Genomic DNA, 15813 nt, shown 5'->3' on the forward strand with positions numbered 1-15813 from the left:
GACGCTCTTCCGATCTCAGGCCGAGCCCCCCCGCGCCGACGCCGGCGCCGCGGTGCTGCCCGCCGTCGCCGCCCCCGCCGTCGGCATCCCCGCCGCGGGCGGTGCCGAGGATGCTGAGGGCGCCGGGGACGAGGCCGCCGTCGCCGCCCTCGCCCCCGCCGCCGGCACCGCCTTCTCCGTCGAGGTCGGCCCGACCGCCGAGGAGATCGCCGCCGCCGAGGCCGCCGAGCGCGAGGCCGCCGAGCAGGCCGCCCAGGAGCAGGCCGAGCAGGAGCAGGCCGAGCAAGAGCAGGCCGAGGCGCAGGAGACCGAGTCCGCCGACGAGCAGGCCGAGGCGCAGGAGACCGAGTCCGCCGACGAGCAGACCGAGACCCGCGAGGACGACTCCGCGGAGACCTCCTCCCGCTCCAACGAGCGCGAGGAGCCGGCCGAGGACGAGCAGCAGGAGAGCAGCTCGGACGATTCCCGCAGCTCCGAGCGCTCCGAGAGCAGCTCCTCCGAGGAGCAGGAGAAGTCCGCCCCGGCCCCCTCCGCCGCCAAGGGCAGCTCCATCCTCGCCACCGCCCGCTCCGGCATCGGCACCCCCTACGTCTACGGCGGCACCTCCCCGTCGGGCTGGGACTGCTCCGGCTTCGTGCAGTGGGTCTACGCCCAGCACGGCATCAGCCTTCCCCGCGGCGCGGGCGACCAGGCCGCCGCCGGCACCGTGATCCCGCGCTCCGAGGCCCGCCCCGGAGACCTCGTCTACAAGCCCGGTCACATCGGCATCTATGCCGGCGGCAACCAGTTCGTCGACGCCGGCAACAGCCGCGTGGACACCTCCGAGCGCAACATCTACTCCGGCAGCTGGACCTTCATCCGCATCGGCGGCTGAACGACCCTGCCCCTCGACGGCCCCGCCGCGCCCCTCCCGGGCGAGGCGGGGCCGTCGACATGCGTGGGGGAGGACACGGCGACGGACGAGAGGCACGGCGGTACCGTGTCCTGGTGTCCTCCCTGCGCGACCTGCTCTCCGTCCTGCTGCTGACCGCGGCGACGCTGCTCGGCGCCCTCTGGCTGCCCGGCGCATGGATCGAGCGCAACGTCGTGGACCAGGAGGGGTTCCTCGCGATCACCCAGCCGCTCGCCGAGGACGCCACGCTGCAGCGCTCCCTCACCGACAGCGCCGTGGACGAGGCGCTGGACCACGAGCTCGTCCCCGGGTTCGTCGCCGACCGGGCCACGCCGCTCCTCCAGGAGCAGGCCTCGAAGGTCACCGGCACCGAGGCCTACACGGAGGTGTGGGACCGGGCGATGGTCGAGCTGCACGGTGCGCTGTTCACCCCCGGCGCCTCGCCCCTGGACGTGGACCTGCTGCCGCTCGTCGACTCCCTGCTCACCGGGGTCGAGGACACCCTGCCGCTGATCGACGACCTGCCCCGCCCGGGGGAGGCGAGCGTGACCCTGGCCAGCATCCCCGACGTGCCGCTGCTGCATCGCGCCACGGTGCTGGACCCCTGGGCGCACCGGGCCGGCCCGATCGCCCTGGGCCTGGCCGTGCTCGCGGTCCTCGTCGCCGGGCACCGTCGCCTCATGCTCACGCTCGCCGGGATCGGCGCCGTGCTCGCCGGGCTCGCGACCTGGCTGCTCACCACCCGCATCGAGGGCCTCGTCCCCGACGCCGTCGACCAGGCGGTGTTCCTCGGCCCGATCGTGCAGGTCTTCGAGCAGCGCTTCGCCGCCGAGGTGATGCCCCAGGGCGTCATCATGCTCGGGGCCGGTGCGCTGGTCGCCGCCGCCGGGCTCGTGCTGATCGGGCTGCGCCGCAGCAGCTAGAGCATGCCGAGGCGGGCGAACGCCTCCTCCACGCCGTGCTCGGACGGGGGAGCGACCTCCATGTCCGCCGCGGCGAGCACCTCGGGACGGGAGCCGCGGATGGCGACGCCCGTGCCCGCGGCCCGCAGCATTCCCAGGTCGTTCGGTCCGTCGCCCACCGCGACCGTGTCCTCGATGCCCACCCCCAGGTGCTCGGCCGCCAGGCGCAGCCCGTCGGCCTTGTCGACCTCGGCGAGGTGCAGCTCCCCGGAGCCGCGGCCGTCCTCCGAGATCGAGTTCGGCAGCGCCCCGACCTCGGGACCGATCTCCGCGGCGAGCTGCTGGATCGGCACCGGCGAGCTCCACACCGAGATCTTCGCGAAGGAGACGGAGGCCGGATCCTCGGGCACCGAGATCGCCTCGAGGATGTCGGCGAAGCCCCGCCCCCGCTCGCCCGCGGCGGGGACGGGCGCCCCGCGGCGGCGACGCTCGAGCCGATCGGCCGACGAGGCCGAGCACCACAGCGCCTCGGGCGCCTCGAGCGCATAGGCGGCGCCGTGCGCCTCGAGCAGCTCGACCGTGCGCCGGGCGAGCGCGGCGGGGAAGCGCACATCGCGCAGCAGCTCCTCGCCGATCCGGAGGTGCCCGCCCGCCGAGGTGATCATGCCGTCGAACAGCGCGGCGACGTCAGGGGCGACGATCGAGGCGGGCCGTCCGGTGCTCAGCAGGATCGCATGGCCGGCCGCGCGGGCGGCGAGCACCGCCTCGGCCTGGGCGCGCGGGACGACTCCGCTCTCGGCGAGGGTGCCGTCGAAGTCGAGGAAGGCGGCACGGCGGCGGAAGGGGGTGGACGAGGACACGATGCTCCTGGGGTGGGACGGAGGGGACTCTCAGCCTAGGCGAGGGGGTGCATCGAGCCTGGGTGGCAGCGGCGAGCGCTCAGCGCGGACGGTACAGGCTGGCGAGCACCGAGACGGTCACCTCGCGGGGCGCCCCGCCGCGGCCGTCGAGGGCGGCGAGGTCCACGTGGCGGGCGCTGGGGGTCATCGCGACCAGGTCGCGGGCCATCGCGTCGTCGAGGGCGACCGTGAGCCGCAGCGGTCGGGAGTCCTCGACGGTGAAGTGCGGAGCGAGCGCCTCGGCGAGCCGCTCCTCCTTGCGCGGGTCCGGCCGGACCATCCCCGGCACGTGCTCGCGCAGCTCGGCCAGGTGCTCGGCCGCGGGCCGCACCACCAGCAGGTGCCCGCCAGGGCGCAGCACCCGCGCGAACTCCGCCGGGTTCCGCGGCGCGAACACGTCCATCACGAGGTCGACGCCCGCATCCCGCAGGGGGAAGGGCGAGAACACGTCCCAGCCGGCCGCGGCGGCCCGGTCGTGGGCGCGGGCGGCGAAGCGCAGGGCCCGCGGTGCGGTGTCCACGCCGAGCCCCTGCGCCCCGGGGACGCGGTCCAGCACCGAGGAGAGGTAGTGGCCGGTGCCGCAGCCGATGTCGAGCACGCGCGGATCGTCCGTGCCCTCGAGCGCCCGGGCGGCGAGATCCGCGGTGAGCGCCCGCAGGGCGTCGTACGCGCCGGTGGAGAGGAAGGAGTCCCGGGCCCGGGCCATGTCGTCGTCGTCCCCGCTGATGGGGGCGCTGCCGGGCAGCAGCGAGACGTACCCCGCGCGGGCCAGGTCGAAGCTGTGGCCGCTCGGGCAGCGGAGGGTGCGATCGGTGAGCGCGAACGGCTCCCGACAGTGGGGGCACAGCAGCGCGTCGAGCCAGGGGAGCAGGGAGGCGGGGACGGGACGGGACACGACCGACAGCGTACGTCCCGTCGCCGCCGGACTCTTCGGACGGCTGACGTGCCCGGAGCGCCGCCGGTCGCCCGGGCCTGCTCGAGAAGGCGCCGGGTCCGCCGCCGATCGGCTTCTTCCGCTCACCCGGCACACGCGGCAGGCCCGGCCCCGTGGAAGGGGACCGGGCCTGCGGCGCGGTGGTGCCGAGCGCCTCGGCGAGGGAGCCAGGGCTCGGCGGGCGAGCCGGTGGGCTCAGCGGTAGGTGACGAAACCGGTCGGGTTGCCCCAGATCGGGCGCTCGACGACCTGCTGCTTGGAGCCGGAGGCGTCGATGATCTTGCCGTCGCCGGAGTAGATCGCGATGTGGCCGGGCCACACCACGAGGTCGCCGGGCTGCAGCTCGGACTGCGAGATGCTCTGCCCTGCGGCGGCCTGCTGGCTGCTGGTGCGGGGCACGTCGATGCCTGCCTGACCGTAGGCGTAGGCCACCAGGCCCGAGCAGTCCATGCCGCTGAGCGAGGACTCGCCCCAGGCGTAGGGGGTGCCGAGGGCGGTGCGGGCCGCGTCGACGATCGCATTGCCGGAGGTGGAGGTCGAGGCGGTGCTGACCGCGGCGCTGCCGGCGGGGGCGGAGGTGGTCGAGATGGTGGCCTCGGAGCCGGAGTCGACCGAGCCGCTCCCGCCCTCGAGGGCGGCGCGGGTGTCGGGGCCGACCACGCCGTCCACGGCGATGCCGGCGGAGGACTGGACGTCCTGGACCGCGTCCTCGGTCATCGAGCCGAAGAAGCCCGTGACGGGCAGGTCGGCGCCGCGGTCGTTGAGCGCGGACTGGAGCTGCTCGACGGAGGCGCCGGAGTCGCCGCGGCGCAGCGTCTCGGCCGAGGTCTCGGCCGAGGTGGAGGCGGTGTCGGCGGCCGGGGCCTGCTCGGCGGAGGTGGACTGCGAGGAGGGGGAGTCCTCCATCAGCGCCAGGTCGTTCGCGTGGGCGGCGCCGCCGGTGAAGGCGGTGCCGAGCAGCACCGAACCGAGGACGGCGGCGCCGCCCGCTCCGGCCGCGGCGCGGCGGGCGGGGAGGAGAGGGGTGCGGGCGCGGCCGAGCGCGCGGTGCGAGTTGTTCAGAGCCATGATGCGGTGTGTTCCTAACGGCCTCGGGGCGAGGCGGGTGTCCTGCTGGTCCGTGCGTCCTGCGGTGACGACCCTCGGGGAGGGGGATCGTGCCCGGCTCCCCGGGCGGGGAGGCCGTTCCCGTGCCGCGCGGCCGCACCGCGGGGCGGGTGCCGGGCCGATGGGCTGTGGACGTGGCATCCACGATAGGAGCCGGGCCCCGGGGAGGAACACCGAGTTGAAAGGGCCGCCCCCTCGTTTTGAACGAGGTTTTGCCCGCGCCGGGCGAGCATGGTGCGACTTGGTGTGACTTGACGGTCCATGGGGGATCTGGGCCACATCATCGGCATCGGCGCGGGGCTAGCCTGAGGCGGTGACTGAGACGACCCATTACGACATCGCCCTCATCGGCTCCGGCTCGGCGAACTCCTTCCCGGGCCCCGACCTCGCCGACCGCACCATCGTGCAGATCGATCGGGGCGTCGGCCCCGACCGCGTGTTCGGCGGGACCTGCCTGAACCTGGGCTGCATCCCCACGAAGATGTTCGTGCACACCGCGGATCTCGCGGCGACCCCCGCGGACGCGGCCCGCTTCGGCCTGACCGAGCAGCTGCAGCACGTGGACTGGCCGGCGATCCGCGACCGCATCTTCGGGCGCATCGACCCGATCACCGCCGGCGGCGAGGCCTACCGCCGCGACCACGAGGACAACGCGAACCTCACCCTGCTGCGCGGCACCGCCCGCTTCGTGGGGGAGAAGGAGCTGCTGGTCGATGGCAACGACGGCAGCCGGCAGCGGATCACCGCCGACACCATCGTGCTCGGCGCCGGCTCCCGCCCCGTCCTCCCGCCGATCGACGGGCTCGCGGACCTCGCCCCGCACACCTCCGACACGATCATGCGCGTGGAGGCGCTGCCCGCCTCCCTCGCGATCCTCGGCTCCGGGGTGGTCGCCGTCGAGATGGCGCACGTGCTCTCCGCGCTCGGCGTCGAGGTCACCCTGATCGCCCGCTCGCAGCGGGTGCTGCGCGCCGCCGACGCCGACGTCTCCGCGCGCCTCACCGAGATCCTTGGCGAGCGGGTGCGCCTGGTGACCGGATTCGACACCACCTCGGCCCGGCGCACGGCCGTCGGGGTCGAGCTGCGGGGCACGCGAGAGGGCCGCGAGGAGACGCTGCGGGCCGAGGAGCTGCTGGTCGCCGTCGGCCGCCGCCCCAACTCCGACCTGCTGGATGTGCGGGCCGCGGGGATCGACGTGGCCGAGGACGGCCGCGTCGAGGTCGACGCGTACCAGCGCGTCCTCGCAGGGGGAGAGGTGCGCGAGGGCGTCTTCGCCTTCGGCGACCTCTCCAGCCCCCACCAGCTCAAGCACGTCGCGAACCACGAGCAGCGGATCGTGCGGCACAACGTGCTGCACCCCGAGCAGCTGCGGCGCTCCGACACGATGCCGGTCCCGAGCGGCGTGTTCACCCATCCCCACGTCGCCTGGGTGGGGATGGACGAGGAGACCGCGCGCGCGAGCGGCCGCGAGGTGCGCGTGGCGGTGCAGGAGTACGCCTCGATCGCCTACGGCTGGGCGCTGGAGGACACCACCGGCTTCGCGAAGATCATCGCGGACGCGGAGACCACCGAGATCCTCGGCGCCCACCTGATCGGCCCCGAGGCGACGACGCTGATCCAGCTGCTGATCCAGGCGATGAGCACCGGGCAGACCGCCCGCGACATCGCCACCACCCAGTACTGGATCCACCCGGCGATGCCCGAGCTGATCGAGAACGCGCTGCTCCAGCTCGTGGACTGATCCGGCTCGCGGACCGATCCCGCTCGCGGACTGATCCGGCTCGCGGACCGACCACCGTCGGTCTCCCGGCACACTGAACGGGGGCGGCCGGGGCATCTGCCCCGGGCCGCCCCCGGCTCCCCGCGTCGAGGGAGGTCCTCAGCCCTCCGCGCCCGGCAGGCAGGATTTCAGCGGGTCCTGCTCGATCTCCGGCGCGTCCGTCGGGGTGGCCTCCTCGGTGGGCGCCGAGGTCGTCGCGCTCGAGGACTCCTCCTCGGTGGTGGATTCCTCGGTGGTGGTCTCCTCCTCCGTGGTGGTCGCCTCGGCGGTCGGCTCCTCGGTGGTGGCGGTGTCCTCCTCCGGCGGGGCGCCGGTCTCCGCGGGCTCGGTCGAGCCGGGCTCGGTCTCGCCCTCCACGGACTCCGGCGGGTCGTTCTTCATCGAGTCCTTGATCGAGGCATCCGTCCACTCCTCGAGGTACTCCCAGTCCGGGTTCCCGGAGAAGGTGACGTCCTGCGTGATCGGGTAGGAGGTGAAGCCGCCGTCCTTGATGCGCAGAGCGAGCTCCACGAAGGCGTCGACGTTGCCCACGGGGATGTCGGTCTGGATGTTCTCCTCGGTCGCGGTCACCAGGCGCGGGATGGACAGCGCGAGGGAGGTGGGGTCCGCCTCCTCGCTCACGGCGCGCACGATGCGCTGCTGGCGGCACATGCGGTTGAAGTCGTCGGAGCCCTCGCGGGAGCGGGCGTACCACAGCGCGTGGTAGCCGTCGAGCTTCTGCTCGCCGGGCTCGATGTAGCCCTCGACCTCGCTCGCGCCGCCGCCGATCGGGATCCGCCGCTCGACGACGAGGTCCACGCCGCCCAGGGCGTTGACGAGGTCCTCGAAGCCCTTGAGGTTCACCATCGCGTAGTAGTCGGTGGAGATCCCGAGGGTCTCCTCGACGGCCCAGCGGGTCGCGGTCAGGCCCGGCTCGGGATCGCCCGGGAACAGGTTCTTGTTCTCCTCGGCCCACGCCCACACGGCGTTGATGAGGTTCTCGTTCTTCCCGTAGTAGTCGAAGCCGTCGGGGAACTCCTCCGCGGCGACCGTCCCCTCGGGGAACTCGACGTTCTCGAGGTTGCGGGGGATGGAGAACAGGGCGGTCTGGCCGGTCTCCGTGTCGATCGAGGCGACCATGATGGTGTCCGGCCGGGTGCCGGTGCGGTCGGCGCCGGCGTCCTGGCCCAGGAGCATGATGTTCAGGCGCGGGGTGTCCGCCCACGGGTCCGGGCCCTCGGCGAGCCCTTCGCCGTCGCCGCCGAAGACGCTCGTGGAGCCGAACAGGCCCTGCAGCGCCCAGAGGGACTGCACGCCGCGGCCGAAGGGCACCGCGACCGCGATGACCATCACGGCCGCCAGGGCGAGGGCGAGATAGCGCTTCGCGCCCTCGAGCCGTTCCTTGGTGGTCTGGGCGAGGTTCGCCAGCACGATCTGCAGGCACCACACGAGGCCGACGACCACCACCACGAGGAGCGCGCCGATCAGCACCCCGCGGTGGGTGCCCAGGGTCGCCGCGATCCGCAGCGGGTCGCCGATCACGAGGACCGCCGCGATCGTCGCGACCGCGAGGAGGAGCACGGCGAGCATGATCACGCCGATCTGTCGCATCCGCGTGGTGACGAGGCCGGAGCCGGGCAGCGCGGAGGTCAGCACGGTCCAGCCGGCGACCTTTGCGAGGGAGCCGTCGTCCGACGAGGGACGGTCCCCGCCGGAGCGCGAGTCGCCGGAGCCGCCGGAACCGCTGCGGCCTCCGCCCGAGGCCTCTCCGCCCCGACCGGCGCCCTGGCCGCCGCTCTCGCGGCTCGCGCCGCCGCCGACGTCACCGGTGCTCGCGGCGCCGGAGGCTGCGGTGCCGGTGCTCGGGGCGGTGGCCCCGGCTCCTGCCCCGAGAGCGGCCGCGGCGACGGCGACCGGACGGTCCCGGTCCTCCTCGCGGTCCTCGTCCCACGGTGCGGCGCGGTCGTGCGCGAGGGCGTTCTCCTCGTCGTGGGGGGAGGCGTGCTCCGCATCGTCCTCGGGCTCCGTGGGGGAGGGGACGACGGGGGCGACCTCGTGACCGGGGGCTAGAGGCGCCTCGGCCGGCGGGGGCGTCTGGTCGGACGTGATCCAGGCGTCCTGCGGGGAGGAGGTCGCAGAGCCCGCCGCCGAGGCGCTGTCCGCCGCCGAGGCGCTGTCCGCCGCCGCGGTGCCCGCGGCCGCCGCGGTGCCGGAGCCGGCTGCGGTGCTCGGGGCGGATGCGGTGCCCGAGGGGGCAGCGGCGGAGCCGCTCCCGGAGGGGGTGGCGCTCGCCGGCGTCGCCCCGTCGGCCGGGGTCGGGACGCCCGCTGCACGCCGTCCGCGCGGGGACGGGGACGGTGCCGACGCGCCCGGGCCGCCGTCGGCGGAGGTCTCGAGCTGCTCGAGTGGGAAGGCGGCGCGCCGTCCACGGGGCCGGCGCGGGACGGCCCGCTCGGGCCCCCGCGGCGCGGACGCACCGGTCTGTTCCGCTCCCGAGGAGGACGGCGTGACGCCGTTGGTCGCAGAGGCCGCCGCGGCAGGCTCGTCCGAGCGAGGTGCGGCGCCCGGGAAGGAGCGGCGCTCGGCGGTGTGCGGCAGGGAGCCGGTCGAGGCCGAGGACGCCCGCGACGCGGACCGTGCGCCTCGGACAGTGCGCGAGGAGCTCGAAGGAGTCGTGGCACGGGGTGCGGGGGCCTCCGCCGGACGCGCCTCGTCGGTCCGGGCGTCGGCCTCCCGCGGCTCGGCGGAGCGCTGGTCGACTCGTGGGGTGCCGGCGGGCACGGTGTCCGAGGGGCGCGCGTCGGCAGGTCGGTCGTCTGCGGTCGGCTCGTCGGCCGGCGCCTCAGGTGCCGAGGGCGCGGGGGCGGGCGTCGCCGCAGCGTCGATCCAGATGCGCTTGGGGTTCGGGGCGCCGAAGGCCGCGTCACGGTTCCGTCGAGCCTGCTCCTTGGGGAGCGGCGTGGATTCCGAGCGTCGGACCGGTTGCTGCCTGTGCCGTCCGGACCGACGGCGGCTGCGGCGCGGGGCCGAGAAGGGGTCCGTCATACGCCACATCCTAGGGATATGCCCGCGACAGGACGCGCAGATCGCTGTGTGGACCTCGTGGAGGTCCGCTCCCGAGCACCGCACGGGACCGCTCTCGCGCACCGTGCGTAGCATGGTGCCCATGCGCCTGGCCCATACCCCGACGACCGACCTGACCTACGACGACTGCTTCTTCCTGCCCGGTCGTTCCGCGATCACCTCCCGCTTCGACGTAGACCTCGGCAGCGACGACGGCACCGGCACCACGATCCCGCTGATCGCCGCGAACATGACCGCTGTCACAGGACGTCGCATGGCGGAGGTCATGGCGCGCCGCGGCGGCCTCGCCGTCCTTCCCCAGGACCTCGCCCCCGAGCGCATCGACTCGATCGTCCGCTCCGTGAAGTCCCGGGACCTGCTCGTGGACCACCCGCTCACCCTGACCGTCGACGGCACCCTCGGCCAGGCCGCGGACCTGCTGCCCAAGCGCCCCCACGGCATCGTCGTCGTGATCGACGAGGACCGCCGCGCCCTCGGCACCATCTCCGCCGAGGAGATCGCCGGGCGGGACTCCTTCGCCCAGGTCGGCGACGAGCTCAGCACCGACGTGCCGATCCTGACCCCCGAGGACCTCGAGGTCGAGCCCTCGCGCCTGCACGCCCGCATCGCCGCGACCCACCACGACGCCGCCGTGGTCGTCGACGCGGAGGGCGTGCTGCGCGGAGTGCTCACCGCCACCGGCGTGCTGCGCTCGACCATCTACCACCCGGCCACCGACGCCGAGGGCCGCCTGCGCATCGCTGTCGCCGTCGGGATCAACGCCGACGTCGCGGGCCGGGTCCGCGACCTCGTCGACGTCGGCGCGGACGTGATCGTGCTGGACACCGCCCACGGCCACCAGGACAAGATGATCGAGGCGATCCGCACCGCACGGACGGAGCTCGGCCCCCGCGAGGGGACGGCCGTGCGCCTGGCCGCGGGCAACATCGTCACCGCCGAGGGCACCCGCGAGCTGATCGAGGCCGGCGCCGACATCGTCAAGGTCGGCGTGGGCCCGGGCGCCATGTGCACCACCCGCATGATGACCGGCGTCGGCCGCCCCCAGTTCTCCGCCGTGCTCGAGTGCGCGTCCGAGGCCCGCCGCCTGGGTGGCAGCGTCTGGGCCGACGGCGGCGTGCGCCATCCCCGCGACGTCGCCCTCGCGCTCGCCGCCGGCGCCTCCAACGTGATGATCGGCTCCTGGTTCGCGGGCACCTACGAGTCGCCCGGGCAGATGCGCACCGACGAGTCCGGCCGACGCTACAAGGAGTCCTTCGGCATGGCCTCCAAGCGGGCCGTCTCCCACCGCACCGCCCACGAGGACGCCTTCGCCCGGGCCCGCAAGGGCCTGTTCGAGGAGGGCATCTCCACCTCCCGGATGTACCTCGCCGACGGCCGCGGCGGCGTCGAGGACCTCCTCGACGAGATCACCGCCGGGGTGCGCTCCTCCTTCACCTACGCGGGCGCGGCCAGCACCGAGGAGTTCCGCGAGCGGGCCGTGATCGGGCTGCAGAGCGCCGCCGGCTATGCCGAGGGCCGTCCGGTCGCCAGCTCCTGGAGCTGACCGACGCCGGGTGGCCGGGCGGAGCCTCCCGAGCGGTCGCCCCGCCGCGCCCGCAGCGGCCTGCCCGGTCGGCCGCCGCCCGCAGGCCCGCCGGGCGTGGGGAGGTCGGGGCGCGCGGCGGCGGCCGGTAGGCTTCGGACCATGACGACTCTCGTGATCGGTGGTGCCGGATACATCGGGTCGCACGTGGTGCGACTCCTCCTGGAGCAGGGGCAGCAGGTGGTCGTGGTCGATGACCTCTCGACCGGCCTGCGCAGCCGGACGGAGGGGGCCGAGCTCATCGAGCTCGACGTCACCCTGCCCGATGCGCGCGAGAAGCTCGCCTTCCACCTGCGCGCCTCCGGCGCGGACTCGGTGATCCACTTCGCCGCCCACAAGCAGGTCGGGGAGTCCGTCGAGAACCCGGAGATGTACTGGCACGACAACATCGCGGGCCTGGCCAACGTGCTCGCGGCCTGTGCGAGCGCCGGGGTGCGGGACGTGGTCTTCTCCTCCTCCGCCGCCGTCTACGGCGTGCCGGACGTGGACCTGGTCACCGAGGACCTCGCCCCGCAGCCGATCAACCCCTACGGCGCGACCAAGTACGTGGGGGAGTGGATGCTGGCCGATGCCGAGCGCGCCCACGGCATGCGCACCGTCGCCCTGCGCTACTTCAACGTCGCCGGGGCCGGCTGGCCCGAGCTCGCGGACACGGCCGTGATGAACCTGGTCCCGATCGTGCTGGACCGTCTCGAGCAGGGGAAGGCCCCGATCGTCTTCGGCGACGACTACGACACGCCCGACGGCACCTGCATCCGCGATTACGTGCACGTGCTCGACCTCGCCCACGCCCACATCGCGGCGCTGGACTACCTGCGCGGCGAGGAGCGGCCCCACCGCACCTTCAACGTCGGCACCGGCGAGGGCTCGAGCGTGCTCGAGGTGATCGAGGCGATCGCCCGCGCGAAGGGCATCGAGATCACCCCCGAGATCGGGGAGCGCCGCGCGGGCGACCCCGCGCGGCTCATCTGCTCCGCCGACCGCATCGCGAAGACCCTCGGATGGAAGTCCGAGCACGGCCTGGACGACATCGTGCGCTCCGCGGTCGAGGCCCGCTCGGCGGGGATCACGCGCGACGTCGAGGCGTATCCCGAGGCCTGAGACCACCTGCCGCCTGATGCCACGGCGCCCCTGCTCCACGAGGAGCAGGGGCGCCGTTCTGCGTGGGACTCTGCGTGGGGAGTCCCGGGCGTGCTCCCGCCGCTGCCGGGAGCGCTCCCGCTCAGGGAAGAGAGCGGTCGCTCAGGTGAGATAGCGGTAGATCGGGTCGTGCGGGTCGATCCGCTCGATCTCCATGTTCGAGGCCGCCATGCGCGCCATCAGCGGCTCGAGGTCCTCGCGGTGCCCGATCTCGAGGCCCACCAGCGCCGGGCCCTCCTCGCGGTTGTTGCGCTTGATGTAGTCGAACAGCACGATGTCGTCGTGCGGACCCAGCACCCGGTCCAGGAAGCGGCGCAGCGCGCCCGGCTCCTGCGGGAAGGTCACCAGGAAGTAGTGCTTGAGCCCCTCGTGGACGAGGGACCGCTCGACCACCTCGGTGTAGCGGGAGACGTCGTTGTTGCCGCCGGAGACGACAACGACCACGTCCCCGCCGTCCTCCCCGGCGCGGGCCAGGCCCTCGATCACGCCGGTCGCCACCGCGGTCGCGGCGAGCGCCCCGGCCGGCTCGGCGATGATCCCCTCGACCTGGTACAGCTCGAGCATCTGGGTGCACACCGCGCCCTCGTCCACCGCGATCAGCTCGGGAGCGATCGCCTGCACCATCCGCAGCGGGCCCGCGCCCACGCGGCGCACCGCCGCGCCATCGACGAATCGGTCCATCTCGTGGAGCGCGACCGGTCGACCCGCACGCACCGCCGCGGCCATCGAGACCGCGCCGGCGGGCTCGACGCCGACGATCCGGGTGGAAGGGCAGCGCTCCCGCAGCCAGGCGCCGCAGCCGCCCAGCAGCCCCCCGCCGCCGACGGGCAGCACCATCGTGCCCAGCTCCCGGCCGTGCTCCTCGCGCAGCTGCTCGGCGGCCTCGAGCGCGACGGTGCCCTGGCCGGCCATGATCGTGGGGTGGTCGAAGGGAGGGACCTGCACGGCGCCGGTGCGCTCGGCGTCGTCGGCCGCGGCCTCCGCGGCGTCGTCGAAGGTGTCCCCGATCAGCACCAGCTCGACCAGGTCCCCGCCGATCGAGGTGATCCGCTCGCGCTTCTGCCGCGGTGTGGTGCTGGGGACGTAGATCCGGCCGGACACCCCGAGGGTGCGGCAGGCCTGGGCCACGCCCTGGGCGTGGTTGCCCGCGCTCGCCGCGACCACGCCCGCCTCGCGCTGATCGGCGTCGAGGGAGTCGAGGAAGAGGTGGGCGCCGCGCAGCTTGTAGGAGCGCACGGGCTGGAGGTCCTCGCGCTTGAGCCAGACGTCCGCCCCGGCCAGGGCGCTCAGGCGCTCGCTGTGCTCGAGCGGGGTGCGGCGCACCGTCGTGCCCAGGCGCTCCGCGGCCTGCTCGACGTCCGGGGCGCGGACGGGCAGCGGGGACTGTTCGGAGCGGGAGGCGGTGGTCATGCTCCGTCCTCCTCGGGGCGGGTCTGCTCGGGTGCGCGGCCGGTCCCGGAGGCGCCGTCCGCGGGCACGAGCAGCGCGGTCGCCATCGCGGCCAGGCCCTCGCCCCGGCCGGTCAGCCCGAGCGCGTCGGTGGTGGTGCCGGAGACGGCGACCGGGGCGCCGGCGGCGGCGGTCATCGCCGCGCAGGCCTCCTCGCGGCGGCGGGACAGCCGCGGCCAGTTCCCGATCACCTGCACCGAGATGTTCCCGATCTCGTAGCCGGCCTCGCGGACCAGGCGCGCGGCCTCCCCGAGCAGTCGGGAGCCCGAGGCGCCCTCCCACTCGGGGCGGCCGACGCCGAAGTGCGTGCCGAGGTCGCCGATCCCGGCGGCGGAGAACAGGGCGTCGCAGGCGGCATGGCAGGCGACGTCGGCGTCGGAGTGCCCCTCCAGAGCCCGCTGGCCCTCCCAGCGCAGGCCCGCGATCCACAGATCGCGCGGGGAGTCCTCGGGTGCGGCGGCGTGCACGTCCACGCCGATGCCGATCCTGGGCGCTGCGGCCGTCATCGGGCCCCGTCCGGGTCGATGCGCTCCAGCAGGCGGTCGATGTCGTCGAAGGTGACCTTCGGGTTCGTGCCCAGCAGGAGGGGCATCGCGGAGACGCGCGGGATGCCGAGGGCATCGGGCAGGTCCACGGTGGAGACCACGAGGTCCGCGTGGAAGTCCGAGGAGAGCAGGTCCATCACCGTGGCCTGCACGACGGTGACGCGGCGGCCGCGGGCGGCGATGTGCTCGCGCACCTGCTCGGCGACCAGCGCGGAGGTCGCGATCCCGGCGCCGCACACGATGGCGATGGTGAGCATTCGAACTCCTGGTGCAGGGGAAGTGGGGGCGGGCGTCCCGGGGCGCGACGAAGGCGCCGACGGTCCGCCGACGGGATCGATTCTGTCACGTCCGGTCCGCGCCGGGCAGGCGGAGGTCCCGCCCCGCACGGTCCGCGCCCCACCACCGACTACGATGCCTGCGTGACCCAGCCCCGCCGCTCGCGCCCGGCCCGTCCCGTCGGACGGGCTGCGGGCGTCGTGCTCGCCGGAGGCTCCGGCACCCGGGTCGGGGCGGGCATCAACAAGGCCTTCCTGCAGCTGTCCGGGCGGAGCATCGCCGCCTGGGGTCTGAACACCCTCGCCAGCGTCGAGGGGGTGGGGATCCTCGTGTTCGTGGTCCGCCCCGAGGACCTCGAGCACGCCCGCTTCGTGGAGGCGCGCGAGACCGATGTGCCGCTGGAGATCATCCCCGGCGGGGACACCCGCCAGGAGTCCGAGCTGGCGGCCCTGCGCCATCTCGCCGACCGGATCGACAGCGGCGCGGTGGACACCGTGCTGATCCACGACGCGGCCCGCCCGCTGGTCTCCCACGGACTGGCCTCCGCGGTGCTGCACGCCGCGCGCGAGCACGGCGGCGCGGTCCCCGGGATCCCGGCCGTGGACATCGCCCCGGTCGCGCCGGGTGAGCGGCTCGCCGGCCCGGGGGAGCAGCGCGCCGGTGCGGGGGAGGCGGGCGCCGGACCTCTCGTGCGCGTGCAGACCCCGCAGGGCTTCCGCGCCGCGACCATCCTGGACGCCTACGAGGCGGCCGCGCGCGACGGCTTCGTCGGCACCGACACCGCCTCCTGCGCCGAGGAGTACACCGACATCCGGGTCACCTGGGTGCGCGGCGAGGAGACCAACTTCAAGATCACCTACGCCCAGGACCTCCTCCTGGCCCAGGACGTGGTCAGCGCGCTAGGTTTGAGGTCTTCGTGAGGAGGAGACGATGAGCGTCGAGGAGAGCTTCCTGCGGTGCACCGCGTGCGAGCAGGACGCGGAGCACGAGGTGGTCTATGCCGGGCGCTTCGTGTCCCAGATCCGCTGCACCGGCTGCGGCGCGGTGACCCGGCTGGACGTCTCGGAGGACTACCTCCCCGACCTGCGTCAGCGCATCTCCAGCAAGCCGCGCCGGCTCATGCGGCGGCTGCGCCGCGACCCGGGCGAGCTCGCGACCAGCCTCCCCGAGCGCACGCTGTCCAAACCGCTGCGGATGGCGCAGGAGTTCCGCACCGTCTGGCGCAACCGCCAGGACGGCTGAGC

14 protein-coding genes are annotated in these 15813 nt (G+C 74.4%); 7 read left to right on the top strand and 7 right to left on the bottom strand.

From position 1 onward, the window contains the following. Positions 1–874: C40 family peptidase (locus L3K22_RS06065; protein ID WP_263310589.1), on the top strand; the 874-nt coding region annotated here is incomplete at its 5' end. Between the two features lie 113 nt (positions 875–987). Further along, a complete protein-coding gene (locus L3K22_RS06070; protein WP_263310590.1) occupies positions 988–1815 on the top strand; it encodes a hypothetical protein in 828 nt (275 codons plus the stop codon). Here the strand turns inward: L3K22_RS06070 and L3K22_RS06075 are convergent. From L3K22_RS06075 to L3K22_RS06085, 3 genes are all read right to left on the bottom strand, one after another. Continuing rightward, complete coding sequence (locus tag L3K22_RS06075) at positions 1812–2654, bottom strand: HAD hydrolase family protein (protein ID WP_263310591.1); 843 nt, start codon at positions 2652–2654, stop codon at positions 1812–1814. The two genes, L3K22_RS06070 and L3K22_RS06075, sit on opposite strands and share 4 nt — an antisense overlap. Before the next feature lie 79 nt (positions 2655–2733). After that, a complete protein-coding gene (locus L3K22_RS06080; protein WP_263310592.1) occupies positions 2734–3588 on the bottom strand; it encodes a putative RNA methyltransferase in 855 nt (284 codons plus the stop codon). A 234-nt stretch (positions 3589–3822) separates the two neighbouring features. Then, the gene (locus tag L3K22_RS06085; RefSeq protein WP_263310593.1) at positions 3823–4695 is read right to left on the bottom strand and encodes a C40 family peptidase; all 873 of its coding nucleotides are present in this window, start codon (positions 4693–4695) and stop codon (positions 3823–3825) included. A 352-nt stretch (positions 4696–5047) separates the two neighbouring features. On the opposite strand from L3K22_RS06085, the gene L3K22_RS06090 reads away from it, so the two are divergent. Continuing rightward, entirely contained in the window at positions 5048–6475 is a 1428-nt protein-coding gene (locus tag L3K22_RS06090; RefSeq protein ID WP_263310594.1) for a mycothione reductase, read from the top strand. Between the two features lie 138 nt (positions 6476–6613). On the opposite strand, the gene L3K22_RS06095 is transcribed toward L3K22_RS06090, so the two are convergent. After that, positions 6614–9538 carry an LCP family protein gene (locus L3K22_RS06095; protein ID WP_263310595.1) on the bottom strand — a complete coding sequence of 975 codons (2925 nt, stop codon included), beginning with the start codon at positions 9536–9538 and terminating at the stop codon, positions 6614–6616. Between the two features lie 121 nt (positions 9539–9659). On the opposite strand from L3K22_RS06095, the gene L3K22_RS06100 reads away from it, so the two are divergent. Both L3K22_RS06100 and galE read left to right on the top strand, forming a co-directional pair. Then, entirely contained in the window at positions 9660–11120 is a 1461-nt protein-coding gene (locus tag L3K22_RS06100) for a GuaB1 family IMP dehydrogenase-related protein (RefSeq protein WP_263310596.1), read from the top strand. Positions 11121–11261: 141 nt separating this feature from the next. After that, positions 11262–12260 carry a UDP-glucose 4-epimerase GalE gene (galE, locus tag L3K22_RS06105; RefSeq protein WP_263310597.1) on the top strand — a complete coding sequence of 333 codons (999 nt, stop codon included), beginning with the start codon at positions 11262–11264 and terminating at the stop codon, positions 12258–12260. Between the two features lie 141 nt (positions 12261–12401). Here the strand turns inward: galE and ilvA are convergent, their stop codons facing one another. Genes ilvA through L3K22_RS06120 form a run of 3 tightly spaced genes read right to left on the bottom strand, consistent with a single transcriptional unit; the run spans position 12402 to position 14550 of the window. Continuing rightward, a complete protein-coding gene (gene ilvA, locus L3K22_RS06110; protein WP_263310598.1) occupies positions 12402–13709 on the bottom strand; it encodes a threonine ammonia-lyase IlvA in 1308 nt (435 codons plus the stop codon). Beyond that, complete coding sequence (ispF, locus tag L3K22_RS06115; protein WP_263310599.1) at positions 13706–14254, bottom strand: 2-C-methyl-D-erythritol 2,4-cyclodiphosphate synthase; 549 nt, start codon at positions 14252–14254, stop codon at positions 13706–13708. The genes ilvA and ispF overlap by 4 nt, the downstream gene beginning before the upstream one ends. Then, on the bottom strand, positions 14251–14550 hold the full coding sequence (locus L3K22_RS06120) for a PTS sugar transporter subunit IIB (protein ID WP_263310600.1): 300 nt from the start codon (positions 14548–14550) through the stop codon (positions 14251–14253). Before L3K22_RS06120 ends, ispF begins: the two co-directional genes overlap by 4 nt. A 162-nt stretch (positions 14551–14712) precedes the next feature. On the opposite strand from L3K22_RS06120, the gene L3K22_RS06125 reads away from it, so the two are divergent. After that, positions 14713–15489, top strand: a complete 777-nt coding sequence (locus L3K22_RS06125) for an IspD/TarI family cytidylyltransferase (protein ID WP_263310601.1) — start codon at positions 14713–14715, stop codon at positions 15487–15489. A 10-nt stretch (positions 15490–15499) separates the two neighbouring features. Then, entirely contained in the window at positions 15500–15811 is a 312-nt protein-coding gene (locus L3K22_RS06130; protein ID WP_263310602.1) for a hypothetical protein, read from the top strand. The last annotated feature ends 2 nt before the right edge of the window (positions 15812–15813 follow it).

The organism is Brachybacterium atlanticum, from assembly GCF_025669985.1.
In the GTDB taxonomy this organism is placed as follows: domain Bacteria; phylum Actinomycetota; class Actinomycetes; order Actinomycetales; family Dermabacteraceae; genus Brachybacterium; species Brachybacterium conglomeratum.